Genomic DNA, 25,843 nt, shown 5'->3' with positions numbered 1-25,843 from the left:
CGGCCCTTCGCCGCCGTAGACCATCAGCCCCGGCCCGCGCAGCGACGCGGCTTGCAGCGTGACGCCCTGCGCGGCGCGCTCGTCCCCGACCGCTGCTGCCAGCTCATCGCGGTTGCCCAGGCCGTTTTGCAGCGTGATCGCCACGCCGCCCGGCTTGAGCACCTGGACCGCTTCGCGCGCGGACGTCTCGATCTGCGAGGCTTTGGTCAGGATCAGGGCCGCGTCGCACGGCGCGACACCGTCCGTTCCGCACGCCACGTCCAGCGGGATCACGTCCTCGTGCCCGTCCGGGTGCATGTAGCGCAGCCCGGCGCGCAGCGCGTCGATCTGCTCCGGCCAGTGGCCGATCAGCGTGACGTCCGCGTGGCGGCTGAGGCGCGCCCCGAACAGGCAGCCCAGCGCCCCGACGCCTAAAATCGTTATGCGCACGGCGGTTTACTCCGTCTCCGGCGCATCGAGGTGGGCGCGCAGCGCCCGAAGCACCTCGTCCGAGAGCGAAAATTCGTGCTCGGCGGCGGGGAAGGTCCGCGCCCGCACGTCGTCGCGGTACGCCTCGAACGCGCCGCGCATGGCGGCGGCGAGGTCGGCGTACTGCTTGACGAACGAGGGCACGAAGCGGTCGTAGAGGCCGAGCAGGTCGTGCGTGACGAGCACCTGCCCGTCGCAGCCCGCGCCCGCGCCGATGCCGATGGTCGGCACGCTCACGGCGCGCGTGATGATGTCCGCCAGCGGCGCGGGGATGCCTTCCAGCACGATGGCGAAGACGCCCGCCGCTTCCAGCGCGCGCGCATCGTCCAGCACGCGCTGCGCCGCTTCGAGCGTTTTGCCCTGCACCTTGAAGCCACCCATCGCACTGACACTCTGCGGCGTCAGTCCGACGTGGCCCATCACTGCGATGCCCGTCTCGGTCAGGCCCCGCACAGTCGCGGCGACGGTCTGCCCGCCTTCCAGCTTGACCGCGTCCGCGCCGCCTTCGGCCAGTAGGCGCGCGGCGTTGGCTTTAGCCTGCTCCGGGCTGATCTGGTAGCTCATGAACGGCAGGTCGGCCACCAGCAGCGCGCGTTTCAGGCCGCGCCGCACCGCCTGGCAGTGCAGCACCATCATGTCCATCGTCACCGGCAGCGTGGTCTCGAAGCCGTGCACCACCATGCCGAGCGTATCCCCGACCAGCGCCATTTCCAGCCCGGCCTGATCGAGCAGCAGCGCGGTCGGGTAGTCGTAGGCGGTGAGCATCGAGATCGGCTCGCCGCGTGTTTTCATTTGCCGCAGGGTGTGAATCGTGACCTTGTCCATCGCGTTGGGCACCTTTCGATGCGTTTGCATCCCTGGCACTTTAGCATATCCACCGCGCCGGGATTTGTCACCCCTGAACGCGGCTCGATCGCGCGCACCTGGGTTATAATGAGCGCGCGGCGCGTCCGGTTCGATGCACTTTGTTTACCCGAAGAAAGGGATTTTCTATGGCAGCCAAAATAGTGATTGTCGGCAGCTTCAACACCGACCTGACGACGTATATGGAGCGTATGCCCCGGCCCGGCGAGACGGTCTATGGCCGCGAATTCGTGATCGGGCCCGGCGGCAAGGGATCCAATCAGGCGGTGGCCGCTGCCCGTCTGGGTGCGGACGTGACCTTTATCGGGCGCGTCGGACAGGACGTGTTTGGCGAGATGGGCCTGAAGATCTGGCAGGATGAGGGCATCAACACCGACTTCATCGTGCGCGATCCCAATCACGCGACGGGCGTTGCGCCGATTTTCGTGGAAGACAGCGGCGAGAACGTGATCGTCGTGGCGTTGGGCGCGAATCAGGCGATCCAGAAGGCGGACCTGGACGCCGCTGTCGAGATCATCGCGCAGGCGGACGTGCTGGTTACGCAGTTGGAAATCAATTATGACATGGTGGCCTACGCGCTCAAGCTCGGCAAGGAAAAGGGTCTGCGCACCATCCTCAACCCCGCGCCCGCCGGAACGCTGCCGCCGGACGTGGTTGCCCTGGCGGACTACATCACGCCGAACGAGACGGAACTGGAAGTGCTCAGCAAGATGCCCGGCGGCGAGTTCACCGCGCAGGCGCAGTCGCTGCTGACGACCGACGATCAAACCGTCGTGGTGACGATGGGATCGAAGGGCGTGCAGTACGTGCGCAAGGCCGATTCGGCGCTGATCCCCAGCTTCAAGGTGGATGTGGTGGACACGACCGGCGCGGGCGACGCGTTCAACGCGGGCATGGCTGTCGCGCTGGCGGAGGGTCTAGAGTTGCGCGACGCGTTGGCGTTCGGCAACGCGACGGCGGCGCTGGCCTGCACGCGGCCCGGCACGGCGCGCAGTATGCCGCACCGTGACGAGGTCGATGCGCTGCTGGCGAAGAGTAAGTAGCATTTAACTCGGAGTTATTGAACACGAAGTGATGCCAGGGGCGGCCCATCCAGCGGGCCGCCCCTGTGTCATGCTTATGGTGGGCAACTGTGGCGCTTACTGACTTGATGCACGGATAAAATCAGACAGCCGGTTTCAAGAGATGCCCCACAATTGAATGATGCCATCATCACTTGTTGTTATCAGTAGAGTTCCGTCTGGCACAAACGCGATATCGGTGAAGACAATCGGAGGGGCGATCTCTCGCACAGCCAATTCATTTCCGCTTTCAAAGTCCCAAATATGGAGGTGTGTTCCCTCAATGCCTAGCAGAAGCCTACCGTCGGGACTAAATGTCAAATCACTAACGGACCCACTCAGTTGCGCGAAGATCTGTTCGCTGCCGGATTCTGCATCCCATAACCAGATGGTAGTCCTTGCATCCTTAAACACGTTTTCCTGATACCCCAACACATCTGCCGTCAGAGTGGTCGTGTGACTAATGGCCAATTGGGGACGAGTGGGATGAAACACCAGCCCGCTGACTGCCCCCGGATGCATCAACGAGGTAGTTTGTGCGCCGGTATTTACGTCCCACACCTTTACCTCATGAGCAGCAGACGGATCGTTTACTTTTGTATTTCCTGCAGCCAGCAAGCTTCCGTCAGGGCTAAATGCTACACCAAATAGCGCCTCTAGAGCGGTCGTCTGCCAGAGCACGTCGATTTCTTGACCGGTTGAAACGTCCCAGCGGCGGAGCGTAGCATTTATTCCACCGCCTGCCAACAGTTCTCCCGCAGAGTCAAAAGCAATACCGATTACCTGTGCGCCACTACCTTCCAAAACTGTGTTCAGTTCACCTGTAACAACATCCCATAGGCGCACATTCCCGTCAGCAGCCGTAGTAGCCAACAACGCGCCGTCTGGACTATAAGCCACATCAACAACCGGCCCCGCTTTGCCATCAAACTTCTGCAGCACTGTAAAGCCTTTAATATCAAAGATGCGCGCAATACCATCCCGGCTGCCTACAGCAATTTGGTCTCCCTCAGGATGTACCGCTACTGCCCAAAACGGACCGCTGTGTACGTCGGGCAGTGCGATTTGGGTTTGCGTGGCGATATCCCATACGTGAGGGATAAAGCCTTCGACGATTGCAACCTGAGTACCATCTGGGTTGAAGGCGAACGAGTCTGGGAGGTTGGCTGAATCCAGTGTAGCAACCAGATCGCCTGTCGAGCTGTTCCACACTTTAACCGCAAATCCGCCGCCCCTTATCATGGAAGCCCATACGCATGCTACCATCTGCCCGTCAGGGCTGAATGACACCTGCTGAAGATTTCCATGGGTTTGGATGACGTGATCGATAGCACCACTCGCGGCATCGACTAACGTCAGTTGCCCCGCCGCCCAGGTAATGGCCAATAAATCACCCAAGGGACTGAAGGCGACATCTTCCGGCATTAAATACTCTTCCAGTTCGGGATTCGCCTGGACATCAAGCAATACACGTATTGTGCCTGAATCCAAATCCATCATCCGTACACTGCTCCCAACCAAGAGAGCGACCGTCGAGTTGTCTGGACTCAACGCAAGCGCCTGAAGGCCGAACAGGCTGGCTAAAGCATCATTCGGGTCGCCCTCAAGACGTCCGAATAACGGCTCATTGTCGTGCCCACCTTTTACCCGCCAACCCGTTAACCCCGTGTTGGTGAGGGTGACCAACCATTCACTGTTCGCACTGAAGCTAAAGTCTCTTACCGACTCCTCTAGCAGTGTGACATCTGTGATTTCTTGGGCATCAGGATTGAACTCGCCTGTATATAGGGAGCCATTTGGGTTAGCCATCGCTATTGTTTGACCATCCGGGCTAATGGCAAAGTTCCAGACCCAACCGGGAAAAGGTACTACCAGGTTTGGGTCTGCATCCAGGTCTTGCGCATCATAGAACCAAAGACCCTGAATCCCTGCCAGCACAAATCGAGAATTATCCGGTGTCCAGCCGGCTACCCTTACTTGTCCGCGTCCAAAGTGTGCAAGCGACGTCAGGTGGTCAACAGTTTCAGGCGTGATCCGCTGCGGATCACCTTGTGCCGAGATAGGGGACCCGATTGCAATGCAAGATAAGACCATGCACAGGATAAGTAAACGTCGCATATTTCCTCCTAGAACCTGTTCACGACACGAAGTATCGGGTCAAATAGATACTTGTGCCAGTCTGTTTCACGAATTAGGGAAATGAGAAGGGGCAGCCCACTCAACGGGCTGCCCCTGTGTGTTACTTACGGTTGTCAGCGGCGGTGCTCACCCACTGACCGCCGGAACCGTCGCCGTGCGCCGGATGGCGTGAGGTGCGCGGATCTCCTGCGCGATGCGTTCCGACACCAGCCGCGCCGAGAGCAGCGCCATCGGCACACCCGCGCCGGGGTGCGTGCTCGATCCGCAGAAGTACAGGTTGCGGTAGCGGGCGTGGCGGTTGTGCGGGCGCAGATAGCCCACCTGGAACAGCGTATGGCTGAGGCCGAACGTCGCGCCCTTCGCCAGCCCGTAATTCTGCTCCCACTCGACCGGGGAACACGTCAGCTCGAACTTGATGTGCTGCGCCAGATCGGTGATGCCGTCCTGCGCCAGCCGCGCGAAGATCGCCTCGCGGGCGCGGTCGCGCAGCGCGTCCCAGTCCTGCGGGTGCGCGGCGTCCAGGTGGCCCACCGGGACCAGCCCGAACAGCGTATCCTGGCCTTCCGGAGCGGCGCCCGGATCGATATGCGCGGGCGCGTGGATGTAGAAGCTCGGCTCGTCGGGCAGGCCGCGCTGCTTGAAGATCTGGTCGAAGCTGCCCCGATAGTCCTCCGCCAGATAGATATTGTGCAGCCCGAACTGATCGTAACGCTTATCGACACCCCAGTAGAACATGATCGCTGAGCAGGTGTACTGCTTGCGGTCGAGCTTCTGCGCGGCGCGCGCGTCCGGTAGCATATTGCGGTACACAGTCGGCAGATCGGCGTTGGCGACGATCACGTCCGCTTCCAGGCGCGATCCGTCGACCAGCGTGACGCCCGTCGCGCGCGATCCGTCCGTCTCGATGCGGGTCACCGGCGCATTGTAGATGAAGCGCACGCCCTTCGAGCGGGCGATGCTTTCCAGGCGTTCGATCACGGCATACATGCCGCCGATGGGGAACCACACGCCGTTGCCCAGCTCGGTGTACTGCAGCAGCGAGTACGTTGCCGGGGCGTCAAACGGGCTGAGGCCCAGGTACATGTTCTGGAAGGTGAACGCTGCCTTCAGGTACGGATGTTTGAAGAAGCTCCCGATGTGGTTGTAATGCTTGGCGAGCGGCTTCATCTGCCAGATCAGCTTTAGATTGGCGGGATTGAAATACTGCACGGCGTGGGTGAAGTTGCGCCCTACGAACTTTTCGAGCGCGAGACGGTAGTGGCGCTCGCCCTCGGCCAGATAACGCAGCAGCCCGCCGAAGCTGCCCGGCTCCAACGCCTCGACCTGCGCCTGCATCGCGGGCAGATCGGCGGTCAGCGCCAGGGTCGTGTCGTCGTGGAAGTGGATGCGGTAAGTCGGGTCGATGCGCCGTAGATCGAGGTGATCTTCCATGCGCTCGCCGAGCGCCGCGAACGTCTCCGCGAAGACTTCCGGCATCAGGAACAGCGTCGCGCCGACGTCGAAGCGGTGGCCGTCGTGCATGATGCGGCTGCACCGTCCGCCGGGGGTGGCGTTCTTTTCGAGCACGGTGACGCTATAGCCCTGCTGCGCCAGCCGTGCCGCTGCCGCGATGCCGCCTATGCCTGCGCCGATGACGAGTGCGGTTGAATGTGAACGCCCCATGATGTGCTTGCTCCTGATCGTGCTCGTGATTGGTTTTTAATGTCTGGTCGTTGGGCCGGGCAGGGGCGCAAATCACCTCACCCCCGACCCCTCTCCAACTTGATTGGAGAGGGGAGAAAAACGGATACCCAGCGGTCTGCGACGGGGCAATTCATGAATTGCCCCTACGGGTGCGGTCGGGTCTGTGGGCGCATGCGATATGCCCCTACGAAACATGGCGTGTTACTGGCTCGTCGTGCGGCACCAATCCGGGCGAGGCTGCGGCACGGCGGGACGCGGCGTGAGCGCCTGCCGCACCAGCACCGACAGCACCGACGCGCCGACGGCCAGCCGCTCGATCCAGCCCGCGCGCTCGTCCAGAAAGCGCAGGATGCGATCGGGCGGGTTCTGCGCGAAGAGCCCGGCCATCAGCGGATTCAGCCACTCACCGCGTTGGTCCATGACGCGCAGCGTGCCCGCGTCGCACAGGCGCGGGAACCAGCGACTTTCGCGCACGCCGAACGGATCCTCGTCGTGCAGCAGCGCGCGCACGATCGCCGCCGAGTCGTCCTGAATGCGCTGGAAGGCGTAACCCGATGAGGGCTTCACCTGCCCGCCGCGCACGCCGATGGTCATGACGTGCCGCCCGGCGCGGCGCGGGAAGCGCCAGTCGCTCAGCGGCGTGACCCCGGCTTCTTTCGCCAGCACGCGGTACTGGCTGATGCCCAGCGTGCGCTCGATGTAGCCGCGCAGCAGCATGTCGAACCCGTCACGGCTGAGCGCCACCACCTCGACCAGCGCGCGCCGTTCGGTGTAGGGCAGCACATAGAAGAAGCGCCACTCGCCGCGCTGCGGCAGGCGGCAGTCGAACAGCGTCGCCACGCCGGGATCGAAGACGGGTTCCGCCGTTTCGATCTCCCAGCCCTTGAAGTGCTGGTACAGCGTGCGGGCCGTGCCATCCGGGTCGCAGTCACTGGGACGGAAACGGCTGTCGAAGGCCCACGTCGCCTGCACGCGCTGCCCGTCGATCGTCACCGCTGCGCCGTGCGCGCCGTCCTCGATGGCCTCGACCGTGCCCGTCACGATCTCCGCATGCGGGCAGGCCGCGATCGCCTGGTGCACGAAGGCGACAAAATCCTCGCCGCGCACCGTGTGGTAGCGGTACTCGTCCAGGCCGATGGCCTGCGCGCTGCCATCCTCGTGGATCATTTGCAGGCGGTCCCAACTGCGCGCGGCGATGGCGTCGAACGGCGTGGGACGGTCCGCCCAATAGCTCAAGGTGCGGTTGGCGGTCTGCGCGATGCTGCGCTCCACGATCAGGATCGAGCGATCGCGCAGCGGGCTTTGCGTCAGCGCGTAGGCCAGACTCAGCCCGGCCACCCCGCCGCCCGCGATGATGATGTCGTAACGCTGCTGCATGATCGTCGGTCCTTCGTGCTAGCGGCTGTGCTGCCAGATGCCCGGCAGGCGTACCAGCTTACCCAGCGTGCCCACGTGGGCGCGACGGGAGAAAACGTCGTAGTCGTGCGCTTCGATGTCGCGCAGGATGGCGCGATAGAGGCCGCTCGCGGCGGCCACCGCGAAACGCCCGTCGCGGTTCAGCAGGGCGATGCCCGGCTCCGCTTCGGCGTACAGGCGGCGGTTGCGCGCGATCTGCATCTGCATGAACGCGCGCCAGCGATCGTCCACCTGCCCGCGCGCAAGGTCATCATCCGTCAGGTCAAACGCGGCCAGATCTTCGCGTGGCAGATAGACGCGCCCCGCGTCCCAATCTTCGGCCACGTCGCGCAGGATGTTGGTGATCTGGAGCGCGACGCCGAGCTTGATCGCGTAGGGCAGCGCCGCCGACCCCGCGAAGCCGATGATGTGCATACTCATCAGCCCGACCGTCGAGGCGACGCCGTACGAATAGGCCGCCAGCTCCGCGAAGGTGTCGTAGCGCGACTGCTGAAGGTCGCGCGCCACACCGTCGATGAGCTGTTCCGCGAAGTGCAGCGGGATGTGATAGCGCAGGCGCGCGTCAGCCCAGGCCAGCGCGACCGGATCGTCCAGCGTCGGCTCGGGCGAGAGCGCCCGCTCGCGCCACGCGACCAACGCCCCCGCCGCGTCGCCCTGGGCGTGATCTACGAGGTCGTCGGTGGTGCGGCAGAAGGCGTAGAGTGCGCGCACTGCGCGGCGCTTATCGCCGGACATCCAGCGTGAGGCCAGCGAAAACGACCGGCTGTGCTCGGCGGTCAGGGCCTCACAGTGCGCGTAGGCGTTCTCCAACAGCGTGGGGTCCACGTCCAACCCGGCGGGGGCGGCGGTGATGGCCCGTACGTCGGAGGCCAGCGCCAGCAGGTTGTATTCCCAGGTTGTCACGTGAAGGGCGTTCATGATGTGCTCCCCGCAGCGGTCGGATGGCGGACTTTACGATTTGAGCGCTTTGTGCGCCTTGCGCCCGTAGACTTTTTCGTAGGCCTGGCAGGCCGGGCAGAAGCTGCCTTCGATGTTCTTCACGAAGAAATAGGCGACGCCCTTCTGCTTGTCACGCGCGCGGCGGCAGACGGGGCAGTTCACGCATCGCTTGGCGAGTTCGCGGTCCTGGTCGGTGATGGTGGTTGTTTCCATGGTGTCCCTCCTCAAAGGTCAACTACTCCTTATTACGAAGTGGGCAAATGTCACGTTGCGCCGGGATCGATAAAGAAGTGATAAAAATCACAAATCTGAGTAACTCGTGAGGCGAACAGGCACGAAAAAGCCCCATGCGCGGCATAGGGCTTTGGGAGCATGGACCGGATCGCGCGCTTAGGCGGCGGCGTGGCTGCGTCGGATGGCGCTGCGCATCGAGGTATACACGACGAGATGGTGGAAGGGCCGGATGATGTTGAAATAGACCCGCCCGCGCTGGTTGTGATAATGCACGACGGTTATGGTGTAGAAGCGGTTGACGCCCTCACCCAGCGGCTCCGCGACGATGGCCGCCCCGGCGCTCAGGTGCGTATCATCGACGGCGCCCAGCCAGAAGCGATCCTCTTCCGCCGCCAGCGTATTGAAGAACGACACCTTGCCGCCCGGCGCGAAGACCAGATCCTCCGGGCGGGTCTGTCCCTGGCCGATCGGCACGCCGTCGGACGGAATGCCCAACACCCGCACGAGACGCTCGCGTATGCGGTACAGCGCAACCATCCAGCCCGGCTCGTAGGACATCGTCGCGGCGACGAACGCGCGCAGATCCAACCGCGCGTCAATGTGCTTGATGTCGATGTGATCGGCATCGTCCATATATGCCGCGAGGGCGGGGAATTGGTGAGCGTACTCGATTCCGTGATCCATGACTGCCTCCTCAAGAAGTCGTTCACTCACATACCTATACGGGGACGGTCGAGGCGGCGTTGTGCCGGATCGGGTATTAAGTGATAAAAATCACAAATAGCCGCGAAAGATGGTATGCGGCGGGGCTACTCCGCGAGGCCCTCGCGCAGCAGGTCGTCGATGAGCTGCTGCATATGCACTGTGTGCGAGCCTTTCCAATACACGCGCCCGCAGCCCGTGCAGCGCTGGAACTCGTCGTAATATTCGAGCGTGCGCGGTTCCAACTGGTCCGCCACGTCGGCCTTATCGACCGATTCCAGCGGGGCATTGCAGTGCACGCAGCGGCGGAACGGCTCGATCAGGTGGTACAGGTCGAAGCGGCGCACCACTTCGGACACCTGCTGGCGCGGATCGGTCGAGCGCACGTAGTAGCCGTGCGTGACGCGGCGGCGCTTGAGCAGGCCCAGGTCGCGCGTGAGCAGAATGCGTTCTTCCAGATCAGACGTTTCGGCCAGTTCGGGATCGTCGTAGTCGTTGCGGTAAAGCGTGTCGAAGCCCAGTGCGCGCAGATAGGCCGCCAGCCGCCCGAGATGCTGGTCGAGCACGAAGCCGGGGCGGTGCTGCGCATCGAAGCGGGCGCGCAGCAGCGGCGTCACGTCGAGCGCTTCAAACGTGGGATACACGCTGATCCGGTCGCCGTCGTTCAGCAGGGCGCTGAAATCGACCGGCTCGCCGTTGACCAGGATCAGCTCGACCTCGGTGTGCGGTACGCCGAGCGACTCGATCAGGTCTTTGACCGATTGGTGCGCCGCAAAGGGGAGGGTAAAGGCAACCTGCCGCCGGTTTTGGGGGAGAAAAAAGTTCAGGTCCGCATAAAACCGGATGGTTGCCTTTGCCATGAGTGGTTTTGTCCTGTTACGCGGGCAGACCGTCTTCGATTGCCCGGATATATCGATCCGCCGAGCGGCGAACCGCTTCTTTGGCGTCGTCCGTGACCACGCGGCCCCACCACGCACCGTAAATGCGATCATACTCGAAGGGTTCGACCGCTTCAACAATCTGCCGCACGGCGCGGGCGTTGAGCGGGATCAGGTTGGGGAAGCTGTACATGAAGCTGACGTAGCGCCGGTCCGACACGACGTTGATGATGTCCCCGGTCAGCAGCACGCCGCGCCCCTCCGCGCCCACTTCCCAGTGCAGCACCGTGCCGCCCGCGTAGTGCCCACCGCAGCGCACCAGCGTGATCCCGTCACCCAGCGGGCAGGTATCGCCGTCCCAGAACCGGATTGCCGGATCGGGGCGCATCACCCACTGCTGATCGGCTGCGTGCAGGTAGATCGGCGCGTTGAAGGTATGGCTCCACTCGATCATCGCGGAATAGTAGTGCGGGTGCGAGATGGCAATGGCTTTGATGCCGCCCAGGGCATTGATCGTCATGATCGCCATGTCGTCCAGCACGGTGATGCAGTCCCACAGGATGTTGCCCTCCGGCCTGTGGATGAGCAGCGCGCGCTGGTTGATGGCGAAGCCCGGTTCCATGCCGATGCCGTAGAGGTCCGGTTCCTCCGGCGCGATGTGGTTGTGATGTTTGGCCTTCAGCGCGTCCAGCGTGGTCCACTGCTGCCCGCCCGCCCCGACATACTGCCGCTGATCCTGGCAGATCGGGCACTCTACCGGCGGCGCGTCGCTGTCGGGGAACTGCGTACCGCAGGTTGCGCAAACGTAGTAAGCCATGTCCCTCTCCTGTTTCAGACTGTCCGGTCACCCGCTGGCGTGCGGTGACGTCTGGCAGCCCGTGCGTGTGAGCATCTATGCATATCATAATGTTTCTCCGTCACGAGTGGGTAAGGCTGGCTCAGGGCCGGATTTCCGGCAGTCACGCTGCGGTCACGGCGGGGCGCGATACTGGTTTCAGCGTCGTGAAGCTGGCGCGCTATCGACCGGTTCAGACCTGTTAGCGATGCCTCCACAGCGCGGGCGATCTGCTGGCCCCGGCTGTTTCGAAACGAAGGATAAGTTCGCGGAAAGGGTTCCGGCCATGACCAAAGTGAGTTCGTCCGTCCTCGGCATTCTGCTGATCGTCACCTTGCTGTTCCCGCTGCCCGCTTTCGCCCAGTCCGGCGACGACAAGCCCACGCCCATCGACACCTACCCGCTGCCCGGCGAAACCGGTTCGAGCCGGTATTCGCTGGTGGATCGCTGGGATAAAACGGATATCACCTACTATTTCCACAACTGCCCTTCCACGCTCGACTGCGCGACGGCGCAAAGTCTCGTGCGGCAGGCGTTTGCGACCTGGGATGGCATCATCGCGCTGAGCTTCAGCGAGGCTTCGAGCGCTGCGCGGGCCGACATCGAGATCGAGTGGTCGCAGGTGGGCGACGGATTCGGCAAGCCGGGCGGCGTGCTGGCATACACCTACTTCCCCAGCTATGGCGGCGACATGTATTTTGACGACGCGGAATATTGGGCGGTCGGCAGCGAAAGCGACCTTTACGCGACGGCGCTGCACGAGATCGGGCACGCCATCGGGCTGGACCACACTGACGATCCCAACGCGATCATGTTCCCGTACCTGACCGATCACATCTCGCTGGGGCCGGATGACATCGCGGGGGCGCAGCAGTTATACGGCGCGGAGATGGGCGACGGTCCGACGGTGATCGTCCCGGTGACGCCCAATTCGCTGCCGGACGATACCGCCGCCGTGGACGAGATCGAGGGGCAGATCAGCGACTGGACGTATTACGAGCTGTGGACGATCGACGCCCGAGCCAACGAGACGATCACCTTTACGATGGAAGCGCTGAGCGGCGATCTGGACGCGTACCTGGGCCTGATGACGCCGAATGGCGGGGTTGTGCTGGCCGAGGACGATGACAGTCTGGGCGGCACGGATGCGACGATCACCTACACCTTCCCGACTACCGATCTGTATATGGTGGTGGCGACGCGCTACGACCTGGAAAACGGCACGACCTCCGGCTCGTACCGCCTGCGCGCCTACCGCAACGGCTCCGGGCCGGACACGCCGAGCATTTCGCCCGGCGACACCATGCCCGTGCTGACGATCACCAACGCCAGCGGCACGGATCTGTGCGGGGTGTGGATCAGCCCGTCGAGCAGCGACGACTGGGGCGATGACTGGCTGCCCAGCGCAGGCGTGACCAGCCTCGCCTCGGGTTTGTACGCGTGGTGGGAAGTCGCGCCCGATGCGTACGACATCACCGTGGGGGACTGCTTCGGCAACGAGCTGGATCTGTATTTCGTCGTCGTGGCGGACGATACCGAGGTGGTCGTTTACCCGACCTCCATGGTCGCGCAGTAGCAACGCGGCGCGCCGCAGTTCGCCGTTAGCGATTGGCTCAAGAGCGGCAGCGCCAACGGGGGGGTGTAGGGGCGGGTTTCTAACCCGCCCTGGTTTTGTCCGGATTTAAAGGTTAAGGTGCGCCAATCCCACCGGGGCGTATCGCAATACGCCCCTACACAACCCATCCGCCAACCGGGTTGTGTTTTGTCCCTCAATTCCCGCCTGGCGCACTGCTAGAGGCCCGCTCATCCGGCGCTTATGAAGCAGCCTCCATGCGCCCGGCGTGCCTCATATCCTCTAAACCGCCCTTCATGTGCCGCACAGAGCCATCTCACGCCCACCCAGCACAATAGATCCACTGCGCCCGGTCCATGTTTAAGGACACTCGACTCATGACTCGCTTTGGCTACGCTTGCATCTCCGACCTGCTCGGCGTGACGACCAGCCGCACCTGCCGTCTCGCGTCGGCCACGCCCGACCGTCTGCGCGCGCTGATCGAGACTAACCTGTCCGCGCTGATGACGATCCTTGAGCACAACCGCGCGCACGACTGGGGTCTGTTCCGCATCGGCTCGGGTGTGATCCCCTTCGGCTCGCACCCGGTCAACACGCTGACCTGGGACCAGGAGTTTGCCCCGCAGCTTCAGGCGATCGGGCGCTTTGCGCTGCGCCACGACATGCGCCTCTCGATGCACCCCGGCCAGTACACGATCATCAACTCGCCCAACCCCGACGTGCGCCGCGCATCGGTGGCGGAGCTGGCCTATGCCGCTCGCTTTCTGGACGCGCTCGGCCTGCCCGCCGAGCATAAACTGGTGCTGCACGTCGGCGGCGTCTACGGCGACAAGCCCGCCGCGCTGGCGCGCTTCGCGGCGGAAGCCAACCGCCTGCCGGATGCGATCCGGCGGCGGCTGGTGGTCGAAAACGACGACCGGCACTATACGCTGGCGGACGCGCTGGAGATCTCCGCGCGGACCGGGCTGCCGGTCGTGTTCGATAACCTGCACGACCGCATGAATCCCTCGCCCCAGCCGCCGGAAGCGCTGCTGCCGCACGTCTTTGCGACGTGGGGCGGCGCACACGGTGTGCCGAAAGTGCATTTTTCGTCGCAGGCGCCCGGCGAGCGGCCCGGCAAACATGCCGCATTTGCCGACGCGGGCGAGTTCCACGCGATGCTCGACCTGTGCGGGCGTTACGGCGACTTCGACCTGATGCTGGAAGCCAAAGCAAAGGACACCGCGCTGCAAACGGTGTTGGCGGCGCAGTACAGCGGGAAAGCGGTTTGATTCAGAGGCAAAATAAAAGCACGGCAGGCCATCCGGTCGCCGCGCTTTTTACTTTAATGTGGGAATGCCGGAGCGGTTAGCGCTCGCCTGCCGCTTCGGGCTGCGTCGCGGCGAGCCGCTGTTTGATCTCATGCACGGCTTGCTGCGCCTCGATGCCCATGTTATGCAGCGCGCCTTTGCCCTGGTAAAACGTGCCGACGAGGTACAGGCCGGGGTAATCCTTCACCTCGCGCCTGCCGCTGGTAACGTCATCGAGATGTTCATTCACGCGCACCGGCCAGCCGTCGCGGTTGCAGTCCACGTCGAGGTCCATGTAATTGAACAGCGCGGGCTGGTAGCCGGTCGCCATGATGACGGCGTCTACCTCCTGCCGCGATCCGTCGGTGAGCACGACCGCGTCCGGCTCGAAGTGCTGCGGCGCATCGACCGATTTCACACGTCCCGCCTTGACTGCCTCGATCAGCGCGTAACCGCGCGTGCTGCCTGCTGCGGACGTATCTTCGGGCGTCTTGGGCACTTTCAGCCCGATCTCGTCCAGGTTCTCGAATTTTACGGCGCTCACCCGGTCCAGCAGCGACTGGCCGAGACGATCCGGCAGTATGTCCGCGATCATCATCCAGATGTGCATCGGCAGGCCCAACGGGTAGCGCGGGCGCAGGTAGACGCCGGTCCGCTGCGAGAGCAGCACGGGCCGCAAGGCATGACGCCCCAACTCCGCCGCGATGTCTACGCCGCTTGGCCCGTTTCCCACGACCATCACGCGCTTCCCCGCGAACGGTTCCGGCCCCACGTAGTCGCACGCGTGCAGGATCTGGCCCCGGAAGTCGTCCTCGCCGGGGAAGGTGGGCGCGCACGGTTTGCAAAAGCGCCCCGTGGCAGAGATCACCGCGCGATACCACGCCGGACCCTGGTTGGTGATCACGCGCCAGCCGTCTTCTTCGGGGCAGACGCGGATTACTTCCACGCCCAGGTGGATGTTGAAGCCGTTCGACCGGGCGTACCGTTCCAGGTAGGTGTGAAACTCGCGCCCGGTGGGGAACAGGCCGAAACTGAGCGGGAAACGCTGGCCGGGCAGGTGCGAATAAAACCGCGTCGTGTTCAGGCGCAGCGACGGGTACAGGCCGTTCCAGGTCGAAGCGATCACGTCTGCGCGGTCGATCACGCGGTACGAGATACCGGCCTGCTCTAAAAAGTAGGCGCTGGCAAGCCCGCCGGGGCCAGCTCCAATCACCAGAACGTCTTCAGCCATCGAGTCCCAACTTACCTGCGTGCCCGCAGTTCTATGAGCTTCAAAAGGTGGCCGGGCGGCTTCCCACGGAGACCGTCCGCCACGTCCCTTCATGATCGCGCAAAGCCCGCTTGCGAGCAAGGGTCGGATGGCACGGGGCGCATGGGCTGATATTCCTGTTTTTTCGAGGGCCAGATAGGGGGTAAGACGCTGTGCCGTCACGCCTGCTGCGGCACCTCCGTAGTAATGCGTGCTGGAAAGGCGCATTCCGGTCGTCCGCAGGCAGCAAAAACGCCCCGCGAACCGGGGCGTTTTGAGCAGGCATGTGGGGAATGGGCGGGCTTATGCGTCACCCAGCGCCACCTCGACCGTGACTGGATCGGGGCCGTCGGCGGGCGGCACAATCGTGCCCTCGATCGGCTCGCCGTTCACCGTCAGCGCCAGCGCATTGCCCGGTCCCTTACGCGTTACGGCGATGTGATAGGGCGTGCCCCGGAACGTGCGCGTGGCGGTGAAGGCGGACCACGTTTCCGGGACGACCGGCGAGACGCGCAATCCCTCATGCGTGGCGCGGATGCCCAGAATCCACTCGGTGATGGCGACGTAGTTCCAGGCCGCCGTGCCGGTCAGCCATGAGTTTTTCGCCTCGCCAAAGGTCGGTGCGTCGCGCCCGGCAATGGTTTGCGCGTAGACGTACGGCTCGCTGCGGTGCACGTCGCTGATCACCTCCCGCGCGGAGGGGCAGATGCGCGAATAGTAGTCGAACGCGCGGTCGCCGCGCCCGATCATCGCTTCAGCGATCATAATCCACGGGTTCGTGTGGCAGAAGACGCTGGCGTTTTCCTTGTAGCCGGGCGGGTACGACGAGATTTCGCCCAGATTGAGGTAGTAGCGCGTATAGGCCGGTTGATGCAGCAGGACGCCGTGGGGCGTGGCGAGCCGCTCCGCGACCGAATCCAGCGCGCGCTCGGCCAGCCCATCCTCGACGCCGATCCCGGCCAGGACGCAGAGGCCCTGCGGCTCGACGTAAATCTGCCCTTCGGCACACTCGTGCGAGCCGACCTTGTCGCCCAGGGCGTCGTAGGCACGCAGGAACCACGCGCCGTCCCACCCATGTTCGCGCACGGCGGCTTCGATCTGCCGCGCGGCGGCACGATAGCGCCCGGCGTCCTCCTCGTTTTCGCAGCGTGCGGCGAGATCGGCCATTTCTTCGGCGGCCTGCACGAACATCCCGCCGATCAGCACCGACTCGGCTACCGCACCATCCTTGTTGGTGGTCGTCTGGAAGCTCTCACCGGGCGTGTCGGAGAACGTGTTCAGGTTCAGGCAGTCGTTCCAGTCTGCGCGCCCGATCAGCGGCAGGCCGTGCGGGCCGAGGCGGTCCAACGTGTATTGCAGGCTGCGCTGCAAGTGCTCGTAAAACGGCTGTTCCGTGCCGGGGCGGTTTTCGTAGGGGACGGACGCGTCCAGAATCGTCCAGTCGCCCGACTCCTTGACGTACGCCGCCGCCGCCAGCACTAGCCACAGCGGATCGTCGTTGAAGTTGCTGCCCACCGCGTCGTTGCCCTTTTTCGTCAGCGGTTGGTATTGGTGGTACGCGCCGCCCGTCTCCAACTGCGTCGCGGCCAGATCGAGCAGGCGCTCGCGGGCGCGGAGCGGGTCCATTTGCACGAAAGCGAGCAGGTCTTGCGCCGAATCGCGGAAGCCCATGCCGCGCCCCACGCCGGATTCAAAGTAAGAGGCCGAGCGCGACAGGTTGAATGTCACCATGCACTGGTAGGCGTTCCAGATGTTGACCATGCGGTTGGTATGCTCGTCGGGCGTGGAAACTTGCAGGCCCGCGAGCTGCCCTTCCCAGTAGCGGCGCAGATCCTCGAAGGCGGCGTCCGCCTGGGCCGGATCGAGGTAACGCGCGATGACGGGGCGCACGCGCTGCTTGTTGACCATCTGCGAATCCGGCGGGTCGAACTTCTCGGCTTGCGGATTTTCGCCGTAGCCCAGCAGGAAGATCACCGTGCGCGATTCGCCGGGCGCAAGCTCCAGCTTCACCTGCTGCGCGGCGATGGGGGCCCAGCCGTGCGCCACGGAACCGGTGCACGCGCCGCGCTCGACGGCCAGCGGCGCGTCCCAGCCGCGATAGGCGCCCAGGAATGCCTCGCGCTGCGTGTCGTAGGCCGCCGCGGGCGCGCTGCACGCGAAGTACGCGAAGTGATCGCGCCGCTCTCGGTATTCGGTCTTGTGGTAAATCGCGCCGTCTTCGATCTCGACCTGACCGGTGTTGAAGTTGCGCTGGAAATTGGTCATGTCGTCGTAGGCGTCCCACAGGCAGAACTCGACCGTGCCGAACAGCGACAGCGAGGCCGGTTCGGCGCGCTGGTTGGTGATCGTCGCCTGCCAGATCTCCAGGTCCGCGCCCATCGGCACGAAGTAGCGCGTTTCCGCGTGGATGCCCTGGTAGGTCGAGGCGATGATGGTGTAGCCCAGGCCATGACGGCAGGTGTAATCGTCCAGCTCGGTGCGGGTGGGCATCCACGACGGCGACCAGTACGCGCCGCTGGCGTTGTCGCGCAGGTACAGGTAGCGCCCGCCGTTGTCGAGCGGGGCGTTGTTGTAGCGGTAGCGTGTCAGGCGGCGCAGGCGTGCGTCGCGGTAAAAGGCATAACCGCCCGCGGTGTTCGAGATGAGGCCGAAGAAAGCTTCACTGCCCAGATAGTTGATCCAGGGCAAAGGTGTGTCGGGCCGCGTGATCACATACTCGCGGCGCACATCGTCAAATGAGCCGTAGCGCATAGGTCCAATCTCCGAATGTCGTAGTAAGCTGTGGCGCAGTCCACCGGGGATTTAAAGCCGCCGGGATTGCTCGAATCGTACGGGCAGGCGTCCGCCTGACTGCCACCCCGAACAGTCAGGCAGGACGCCGGGAATTAATCGGCAGAAGAGTATAGATTTTGGAAATCGCCCGAGAGCAGCGACGCACCGAACCAGGCAAGGCTCTGGTTGAAATAATACTGCGCGCTGCCGCCCCAATATCCCTCTGTGAGAGCGTTCCCAGTTACAGTATACAACTGTTGTGCAAGTTGTTGTTGTAATTCCTCATCACCAGATGCCAAACTCGCCACGAGCCACATGCCGTCCATCATCTCGTTCTGGTAGCTGACGACCGGCACGCCGTCCATGTCGTACAGCCGCCCGAACTGATCCGGCGGCAGCGCCTTGAGGAACTCGGCGGTGCGCCCCGACCACTGGCACGCCCGCGCTTCATCGAACCACAGGCAGTCCAGCCCGATGCGCCACGGCACGCGGATGGCATCGAACGTCATCTCGTACAGGCACGCGCTGCGCTCGCGTCCGTGCGCGTCGCAGTAGTCGTAGGCGGGGCCGCCGTCACTGGTGGACCAGTCGGGCGCGAGGCCCAGCGGCGCGCCGTCCGTCGTGAACAGCGAGCGATAGCCGTAGGTGATCACCGGCTGCCAGCGATCCGTGCCCTGGAAGTCGTCGAAAATGCGATACCACGCAGGCGCGAAATAGGAGAGGTTCAAAATCTCCTGTCCCTCGCCGTCCCAGGCATCGCCGGGCGTCAGGTAGCGCCCGTCCGCGACTTCGTAGGTGTAGATCGCGTCGATCAGCGCATTGGCGCTGTCGCCGTAGGGACGTTCCGCGTGCTGCGCCCACTCGCCGCGATCCACGCGCGACTGCGCGAAGATCAGCGCGGCGGCGATGTCTTCCTCGGCGTCCGTCGCGGACGTCTCGCCTGTGATCGCGCCGGTATTATCCACGCGCCAGTTGAGCAGGCCCGTCGCCGGGTCGAGCATGATGTCGTGTGCGGCGTCGTAGACGGTGTCGAACGTCGCCTGATCGTCCATCATGACGGCCATCAGCAGCCCGTAGCCAACGCCTTCGCTGACCGCCTGATAGCCCATGTTCGGGTCGAAGACGAGGCCCAGGTTGTTCCCACACTGCTCGCCGCAGAAGATGTAGTTGGCCTTGTAGCCTTCCCACGTCGCGCGCACGATCTCGCCCCAGGGCAGACCCGCCCAGTCAAACCCGCCGCTCGATTCATCGTCGGCGGGCGGACCGCTCGGCTGGGGCACGTCGGTCTGGCCCAGCTCGTAGAAGATCGCACGGCCAAAGACCGTCGGGTCTTGCCACGACGTGTCGCCCGTATCCGCATTGGACCAGATCAGCTTCACGTCGCGGTCGGTCTGCGTCGCGCCGTTGGCCTGCGCCTGGAAGCCGATCTCCGCGCCGTGCGCGATCTCGAACAGGCCCGCCAGCGGCACTTCCGCCTCGAAGCCCCAGCCCTCGTCCGTTTTGAAGACGTAGCCGCTGAGGGGCAGGGTGTCGCTGTTCGTGCCGGTCAGCGTTAGCGCGCCGGGATCGGTGTTGCCGATGTCAGCGGCATTGATGTTGACCTGATACATGCCCTTGGTGTAGACGGGTGCGTAGAAATCGCCGGTCAGGTTGAGGTAGAACTCCAGCGAGTTTTCGTTCCAGAAGTTCGTGCCGTGCTGCCCGGCCACGATGTTGCGGTCGGCCATCGTCATGGTGATGTAAAACGTGTCCGCGCTGGCCGCCAGCGCGACCGTGAACGAGCCGTTTTCCGCCGGGTCGCCGGACAGGTTTGGCCCCTTATCGACCGTGTAGTGCGGCACGTCGGCCCAGTCGGACAGATCCCCTTCCACGGCGATCGCCACCGGGAAGGGAATATAAAGCAGCTCGCCGGTCACACCTGCCGGAACAGGCGTTCCGCCTTGGGCCAGGGCAAAGCCCGGCACGGCGAGCGTCAGGACCAGCAGGCAGACCAGCAAGCGCTTCATTACTTCTCCACTCCTGTGATAACCACGCCCTGCATGAAGATGCGCTGGGCGAGGAAGAAGACGATCAGCGGAATGAGCATCGTCAGGACGCCCGCCGCCATCATCAGATTCTGTTGCGACGAATAGATCTGCGAGAACCGCTGCAAACCGACCGCCAACACCTGATTCTTCTCGTTGCCGCCGATGTAAATCAGCGCCTGCTGGAACTCGTTCCAGGCAAACAGGAAGTGGAACAGGTACACCGCCACCAGCGCGGGACGCGCCGCCGGGATGATCACGTGCCACAGGATCTGAAGCGGGTTCGCGCCGTCCACGCGGGCGGCCTCGTCCAGTTCCAGCGGGATGCCCATCATGTACTGCCGCAGCAGGAACACGTTGTAGGCGTTGCCGAAGAAGTGCGGCACGATCAGCGGCGCCAGCGTGCCCACCCAGCCCAACTTACGGAACAGGATGTAGGTCGGGATCTGCGTCACCTGCTGGGGCAGCATGATCGTCGCCAGCAGGATCATGAACAGCAGGTTGGCATAGGGGATATTAAACCGCGTAAAGCCGTAGGCGACCAGCGTCGCGGAAACCATCGCACCCAACGCCCCCACCAGCGCCACGATGGATGTGTTCATGAACAGGCGCGGGTAGTTGATGGTATCGACCGCCGTCTTGAAGTTTTCCGGGTGAATCTCGAATTCGTACACCGGGTCGAGCCCGCGCACACGCTCGTCAACCTTGATCAGCTCGTTCGTGTCGGGATCGACGAAGGTCGCGCCGTTGCGGGTCGTTTCCAGCAGGGCCAGCTCGCGCGTTTCGCCATCGATCGGCACGTTGTACAGCGTGAGGTCCTGCTCGTCGCGGACCAGCTTCGCTTCATCCTTCGTGATGGGCAGGCGGATCGGATCGGCGCTCACGTTCTCCGGGTCCATCCACAGCGTCGAGCCGTCGTTCAGCTCGTCCACCAGGCCCATGATTTTGTTGGCCCCGTCCACCTCGACGGTGTACAGCGTGACTTCGAGCTGCTCGCGCGCCATCGACGCCTTCAGACTCGACGGCGCGGTATCCACCTCGATTGGCCCCGCGTCGGGATCTTCGGTGTCGATGAACAGGCCGCTCTCGCCGCGATCTTCGATCAGCGCATACTTATAGATCTTGCCCTGCGAGATCACTTCGTAGACGGGAAGTTCCTGCCCCTCGTATTCAAAGTTTTCGGCATGACGCCACGTATAGCGGAAAGTCTGCGTTTCGTCGCTGGTGTAGTGATACAGCTTCGGCGTCTGCGGCAGAATCGGGTCGTCGGGGTCGGCAAGCTGTGCTTCGCTCTTGAGCGCCGTGCTGCCCATGTACAGCAGTGGGCTGAGGTAGACGCCTGCCAGCGCGATCAGGAGCATCAGCAGCGATCCCGTGCCGAGGTACTTATACGCCTCGACCTTCAGATAGTCGCGGCGGTTTTCACCGCTTAAAATGCTGCGCAGCCGGTCCATGTTACGCCCTTCCTCCTGCTGCGTAGTACACCCACTTGCTGGAGCTGCGGAACACCAGCGCCGTCACGACCAGCACGATGACCAGCAGGAACCATGCCAGTGCCGACGCATAGCCCATGTCGAAGAACACGTACGCCTCGCGGTAGACGTGCAGGTTGTAGACGTACATCGAAAGCTCGTTGCCGCCGCGTCCCGCCGGGATGGTGATGGTGTAGGCAATGACGAAATATTGGAACGTGCCGATCAGCCCGATCACGAGGTTGTAGAGGATGACCGGCGAAATCATCGGAATGGTGATGTGGCGCAGCCGCGACCAGAAGCCCGCGCCATCGACGCGCGCGGCCTCGTACAGCTCGGTGGGGACGTTCTGAAGCCCGGCGAGGAACATCAGCATCGCCGTGCCCACGCCCCACGTACCGACCAGTGTCAGCGCGGGGATGGCCCACGTGGGATCCTGAAGCCAGCCGGGATTGCCCAGCCCTAAGGGGTGCAGCACGTACATATTCAGCCAGCCGTCCTGCGTGCGCAAAAATTGTTGGAACACGAACGCCGCGACGACGGTCGGAATCACGCTGGGTAAGTAAAACAATGTTCGGAACAAGGTCACGCCGGGGACCTTGGTATTAGTCAAGACCGCAAAAGTCAGCGCCAGAATCAGATTGATCGGCAGCGAAACCAGCGCAAAAGTCAGGGTCACCTGAATCGATTTCCAGAACCGTTGGTCCTTGGCGACCAGATGAAAATCGGCAATGCTAAAAACGTCTTGATAACCGGACTGGAGCTGAACAGCGCCGCTATCGTCTTCGCGGACGATATCGACTGAGAACATTCGCTGGTAATGATCGAGGCCAATAAAATGCATCTCGTCCGGCTTTTCGATGTTGTAGTCGGTCATCGAAAGGTAGAGCGAGACGATCATGGGGCCAAACACAAAGACGAGAAACCCGATGATCCACGGCGCAAGGAAGAGATAGCCCCATAAAACCTGGGCGCGCCGAGGCGACAGGGTCCATCGGCGGCTGTCAGCGCCGGGCTTCACTTCATCGTTGACTGCGTATTCGACTTGGGACATGCTTCTAACCTCGGCGTCACTCGGTTTTCACAGAGCCGGAGAGTGCTGCGGAAAACGAGAGGACAGTACAGGAAGGCATATGCGGTGACCCGAAGGCCACCGCATATGCTGCTACGCGAACGAGTTATTGAGCCGCTTCTTCGGTTGCAACGGCGGTCGGCACGTAGTCGGTCGCTTCGCCAGACAGGGCTTCGTCGAAGAGCGTCTGAATCTGGGCGTTCACGGCGTCCAGTTCACCGACGACGTCGAAGTCCGGCTGCGAGCGCAGGTTGTTCCAGTACTGCTCCAGCGCGTCCCATGCACGGGCGTAGTTGGGCATGTAGCTTTCGTGGTTGGGGGCGTCGAGGTATTCCAGCGCGCCGTAGACCACGTCGAGGTTGAGCTGCGGGAAGGCTTCCAGCCAGGAAGCTTCCCAGTCGCTGCGCAGCGACAGGCGAGCGGGCATCGCGCCGTAGACGGTCGCCAGCGTGAGGGCCGGTTCACCGGAGGTCATCCACTTGAGGACTTCCCACGCGGCGTCCTTGTTCTCGAAGCTGTCCATGATGGCGAACGTGTCAGCGTGAACGCGGGCGGTCGTGATGCCGTTGGGGGCAGCCGGGACCGGGTAGACGTTCCACTGATCGGTGAACGCGCCGCTGCTGATAGCATCGTTCATGCCGCCGAAGAGCCAGGTGTGGCTCACGCCCATCGCAACGCGGCCAGACACAAACGGGTTGGTCACGCCTTCACTGATGGCGTTCTCGGCGTCGACGTTCGGCTCGAAGTGATCGACGAAGATCGCGTCGTGGTAGAACTGGGACGCCTGCTGGATCGCTTCCTGGTTGAAGGTCGCGGTCACGGTGCCGTCGTCATTGAGCTGGACACCGGCGTCGGTCGGGCTGAACAGGATCGTGCTGGCGCGGAAGTTGGTCCAGAAGGGGAAGTAACCGTAGACTTCGATGTTGTCCGGATCGAAGCCTTCTTCGCCCAGGAAGTTGCCATTCGCGTCCTGCGTCACGGCCATCGCCTTGTCGCGCAGGTCGGCCCAGGTCCACGCACCGTATTCGGTGGGAGGCAGTTCAACTTCGGCGTCGTTGAAGATCGTTTCGTTCACGTACACGAACGAGGGGTACACACCGAACGGCAGGGCAATCGTCTTGTCGCCCAGTTCGTACAGGTTGAGGCTGGCGGCGTCGAAGTCGTCCAGGCCCAGTTCCGCCGAGTCGCGCTCGATGTAGGAGGACAGGTCCGCCCACAGTTCGCTGGTTTCGTACACGGAACGGACACCGGCAGGGCCGACGATCGCGGGGGCGTCACCGGCGGCGACGCGGGTCAGCAGCTCGTCACGGGCCGTGTCGTTGTCGTGAAATTCGAATTCAACCTTGATATCGTCATGGCTGGCGTTCCACTCATCGGCGAGTGCGACCTGAGCAGCCTGCTGCTCGGGCAGGTAACCCGTGCCCAGACCAACGAAGATCTTGATCGTGACGGGGTCAGACTGCGCCTTGGCGGGCATGCCGGGCACGACCGACATGGCAACCAGGGCCAGCATCACGACGATCGGGATCAAAGACTTGATTTTAGACATTGCGTAACTGCTCCTCATAGCACTTATAAACACTGGTCGAAAAGGCAGGATTGCGTTTCTCGACGGCGCTCTTCGATACACGTACCTCCTTCATTGGGAGCGCTCCCAACGGCATGAAAAAAAACTTCATGCGGGAAACCCACACGATTCACGAATCACAAGTTGAGTTGGTAGTGAAACCTGGTAGGGCGGGGTGATCGTGTTTTCGAGCAAGCCGATCAACCCTTCCGCTGCCAGATATCCTAAGCGTTGGACCGGTTGGCGAACCGTGGTCAACTGCGGATTCGCCAGGGTAGCAAACGGCATATCGTCGAAGCCAACGATGGCGATGTCATCCGGCACGGTCATGCCTGCCTCGCGGATGGCTCGCAGTACGCCGATTGCCATGTGATCGCTGGCGACGAACACCGCATCGGGCTTTTCGGGCAGCAGCTTGCGCATGCCCAGGTAGCCGCTGACCTCGGTAAAATCGCCGTCAGCTTCCAGCTTGGAATCGAGTTCGAGGCCCATTTCTTCCAGGCCGCGCCGGTAGCCGATCAGGCGGTCATACCCGGAGTTCAAGTCGATGCGCCCGGTGACCGTGGCGATGCGGCGGCGTCCCAGGCGGACGAGGTGCTCGATGGCCTGCTGCGCGCCGCGTACGTTGGACGTATCGACGTAGTTGATCGAATCTTCGTGTTCCCAGGGACGCCCGTTTAGGATGAACGTCCTGCCGCGTTCCAGCAGTAGATCGGTCAAACGGTCATTGCGCGGCGTCGAAGCAAGTATCAGACCGTCCGCCATACGGTTGTCGAGCACGCGGCGGCGCAGGTGATCCATCGTGATGGTGCTGCTTTTCAGCCACAACATGACGTCGTAATCCTGGTCATTGGCGCGTGCGGTGGTAGCCTGGATGAACATCGGGAAGTACGGATCGGAGAACAGGTTGCCGACGAGGTAGGGGATGTAGATGCCGAGCATGCGGGTGCGTTGGGTCACCAGCGAGCGTGCCGCGACATTGGGCGTGAAGTTGTGTTCTTCGATCACCTCAAGGACACGCTGGCGCGTCTGCTCACTGACGTTCGGATCGTCGTTGACGACCCGGGAGACCGTAGAGCGTGACACGCCCGCTATGCGTGCGATGTCCTCAAGTTTCAGCGTCATAATTATTCCGACCGTGCGCTCATTGGTGAGAGCGCTCCCAAAAATGCCTAAAGAAAATAGCTCACTGACTACCACGCAGCCCCAAAACCGCGTGGTTAGACCCATATTTTCGATGCCGGAGGGCATTGAAGTGCCGAAATAGGCGGGAGGGGCCCATAAATGTAAGTTCCAGAATGGGAGCGCTCCCAACAGTTGAATTCATTATAAAAGTATTTTTACGCGTGTGTCAATAGGAATCGGGCAGTTTGCCGGAAAAACAAGATGGATGGATCGGGCCATATACACAAACGCGGAGCTGCTCACTGCCCCACAGAAGCGGAAGCAGGAGCGGAAATCAGGGAACAACAGGGGCTACAAACAAACCAGGGCGGGTTTACAACCCGCCCCTACAAAACCCGGTTGGGCGCTACCTGTCTTCCCTCTCCAATCCGATTGGAGAGGGACTGGGGGTGCGGTTTCCCGATGACCGGACACGCGCCCG

The 25,843-nt window shown here is 62.9% G+C and carries 20 protein-coding genes; 3 read left to right on the top strand and 17 right to left on the bottom strand.

Going from position 1 to position 25,843, the window contains the following annotated elements; all coding sequences use genetic code 11:
* Together V7116_RS11995 and panB are read right to left on the bottom strand one after the other, a co-directional pair.
* Positions 1-429, bottom strand: a 429-nt coding sequence (locus tag V7116_RS11995) for a ketopantoate reductase family protein (RefSeq protein WP_324392166.1), incomplete at its 3' end; no start/stop codon positions are given.
* Positions 430-435: 6 nt separating this feature from the next.
* Entirely contained in the window at positions 436-1,293 is an 858-nt protein-coding gene (gene panB / locus V7116_RS11990) for a 3-methyl-2-oxobutanoate hydroxymethyltransferase (protein ID WP_324392165.1), read from the bottom strand.
* 167 nt (positions 1,294-1,460) lie between these two features.
* On the opposite strand from panB, the gene rbsK reads away from it, so the two are divergent.
* Positions 1,461-2,375 (top strand): ribokinase, encoded by a 915-nt coding sequence (rbsK, locus tag V7116_RS11985; RefSeq protein WP_324392164.1) that lies wholly within the window; start codon positions 1,461-1,463, stop codon positions 2,373-2,375.
* 135 nt (positions 2,376-2,510) lie between these two features.
* Here rbsK and V7116_RS11980 read toward each other — a convergent pair whose 3' ends face one another.
* The 8 genes from V7116_RS11980 to V7116_RS11945 form a co-directional block, all read right to left on the bottom strand.
* The gene (locus V7116_RS11980; RefSeq protein ID WP_324392163.1) at positions 2,511-4,511 is read right to left on the bottom strand and encodes a WD40 repeat domain-containing protein; all 2,001 of its coding nucleotides are present in this window, start codon (positions 4,509-4,511) and stop codon (positions 2,511-2,513) included.
* Positions 4,512-4,658: 147 nt separating this feature from the next.
* The gene (locus tag V7116_RS11975) at positions 4,659-6,194 is read right to left on the bottom strand and encodes a phytoene desaturase family protein (protein ID WP_324392162.1); all 1,536 of its coding nucleotides are present in this window, start codon (positions 6,192-6,194) and stop codon (positions 4,659-4,661) included.
* Positions 6,195-6,416: 222 nt separating this feature from the next.
* Positions 6,417-7,592, bottom strand: coding sequence for a lycopene cyclase family protein (locus V7116_RS11970; protein ID WP_324392161.1), 1,176 nt, complete (start codon positions 7,590-7,592; stop codon positions 6,417-6,419).
* 18 nt (positions 7,593-7,610) lie between these two features.
* Positions 7,611-8,549: a phytoene/squalene synthase family protein gene (locus tag V7116_RS11965; RefSeq protein WP_119069490.1), complete on the bottom strand. Its 939-nt coding sequence runs from the start codon at positions 8,547-8,549 to the stop codon at positions 7,611-7,613.
* Between the two features lie 33 nt (positions 8,550-8,582).
* Entirely contained in the window at positions 8,583-8,783 is a 201-nt protein-coding gene (locus V7116_RS11960; RefSeq protein ID WP_324392160.1) for a hypothetical protein, read from the bottom strand.
* Between the two features lie 177 nt (positions 8,784-8,960).
* Positions 8,961-9,488 (bottom strand): DUF2867 domain-containing protein, encoded by a 528-nt coding sequence (locus tag V7116_RS11955; protein WP_324392159.1) that lies wholly within the window; start codon positions 9,486-9,488, stop codon positions 8,961-8,963.
* Positions 9,489-9,613: 125 nt separating this feature from the next.
* Positions 9,614-10,366, bottom strand: coding sequence for a Mut7-C RNAse domain-containing protein (locus V7116_RS11950; RefSeq protein WP_324392158.1), 753 nt, complete (start codon positions 10,364-10,366; stop codon positions 9,614-9,616).
* 16 nt (positions 10,367-10,382) lie between these two features.
* Positions 10,383-11,201 (bottom strand): MBL fold metallo-hydrolase, encoded by an 819-nt coding sequence (locus tag V7116_RS11945; protein WP_324392157.1) that lies wholly within the window; start codon positions 11,199-11,201, stop codon positions 10,383-10,385.
* A gap of 304 nt (positions 11,202-11,505) precedes the next feature.
* On the opposite strand from V7116_RS11945, the gene V7116_RS11940 reads away from it, so the two are divergent.
* Both V7116_RS11940 and uvsE read left to right on the top strand, forming a co-directional pair.
* Positions 11,506-12,795, top strand: coding sequence for a matrixin family metalloprotease (locus tag V7116_RS11940; protein WP_324392156.1), 1,290 nt, complete (start codon positions 11,506-11,508; stop codon positions 12,793-12,795).
* Positions 12,796-13,169: 374 nt separating this feature from the next.
* A complete protein-coding gene (gene uvsE / locus V7116_RS11935) occupies positions 13,170-14,063 on the top strand; it encodes a UV DNA damage repair endonuclease UvsE (RefSeq protein WP_324392155.1) in 894 nt (297 codons plus the stop codon).
* 76 nt (positions 14,064-14,139) lie between these two features.
* Here uvsE and V7116_RS11930 read toward each other — a convergent pair whose 3' ends face one another.
* The 7 genes from V7116_RS11930 to V7116_RS11900 form a co-directional block, all read right to left on the bottom strand.
* Positions 14,140-15,312 carry a flavin-containing monooxygenase gene (locus tag V7116_RS11930; RefSeq protein WP_324392154.1) on the bottom strand — a complete coding sequence of 391 codons (1,173 nt, stop codon included), beginning with the start codon at positions 15,310-15,312 and terminating at the stop codon, positions 14,140-14,142.
* Positions 15,313-15,633: 321 nt separating this feature from the next.
* Complete coding sequence (locus tag V7116_RS11925; protein ID WP_324392153.1) at positions 15,634-18,081, bottom strand: GH36-type glycosyl hydrolase domain-containing protein; 2,448 nt, start codon at positions 18,079-18,081, stop codon at positions 15,634-15,636.
* 134 nt (positions 18,082-18,215) lie between these two features.
* The gene (locus V7116_RS11920) at positions 18,216-20,108 is read right to left on the bottom strand and encodes a glycosyl hydrolase family 8 (protein WP_324392152.1); all 1,893 of its coding nucleotides are present in this window, start codon (positions 20,106-20,108) and stop codon (positions 18,216-18,218) included.
* The gene (locus tag V7116_RS11915) at positions 20,108-21,580 is read right to left on the bottom strand and encodes a carbohydrate ABC transporter permease (protein WP_324392151.1); all 1,473 of its coding nucleotides are present in this window, start codon (positions 21,578-21,580) and stop codon (positions 20,108-20,110) included. Before V7116_RS11915 ends, V7116_RS11920 begins: the two co-directional genes overlap by 1 nt.
* Position 21,581: 1 nt before the next feature.
* Positions 21,582-22,652 (bottom strand): carbohydrate ABC transporter permease, encoded by a 1,071-nt coding sequence (locus tag V7116_RS11910; RefSeq protein WP_324392150.1) that lies wholly within the window; start codon positions 22,650-22,652, stop codon positions 21,582-21,584.
* A 124-nt stretch (positions 22,653-22,776) separates the two neighbouring features.
* Positions 22,777-24,219 (bottom strand): ABC transporter substrate-binding protein, encoded by a 1,443-nt coding sequence (locus V7116_RS11905; protein WP_324392149.1) that lies wholly within the window; start codon positions 24,217-24,219, stop codon positions 22,777-22,779.
* 126 nt (positions 24,220-24,345) lie between these two features.
* Positions 24,346-25,362, bottom strand: a complete 1,017-nt coding sequence (locus tag V7116_RS11900; protein WP_324392148.1) for a LacI family DNA-binding transcriptional regulator — start codon at positions 25,360-25,362, stop codon at positions 24,346-24,348.
* Between the last annotated feature and the right edge of the window lie 481 nt (positions 25,363-25,843).

It is taken from the genome of Aggregatilinea sp., assembly GCF_036822615.1.
Lineage (GTDB): Bacteria > Chloroflexota > Anaerolineae > Aggregatilineales > Aggregatilineaceae > Aggregatilinea.
This window is presented reverse-complemented; position numbering and strand designations above follow the sequence as displayed.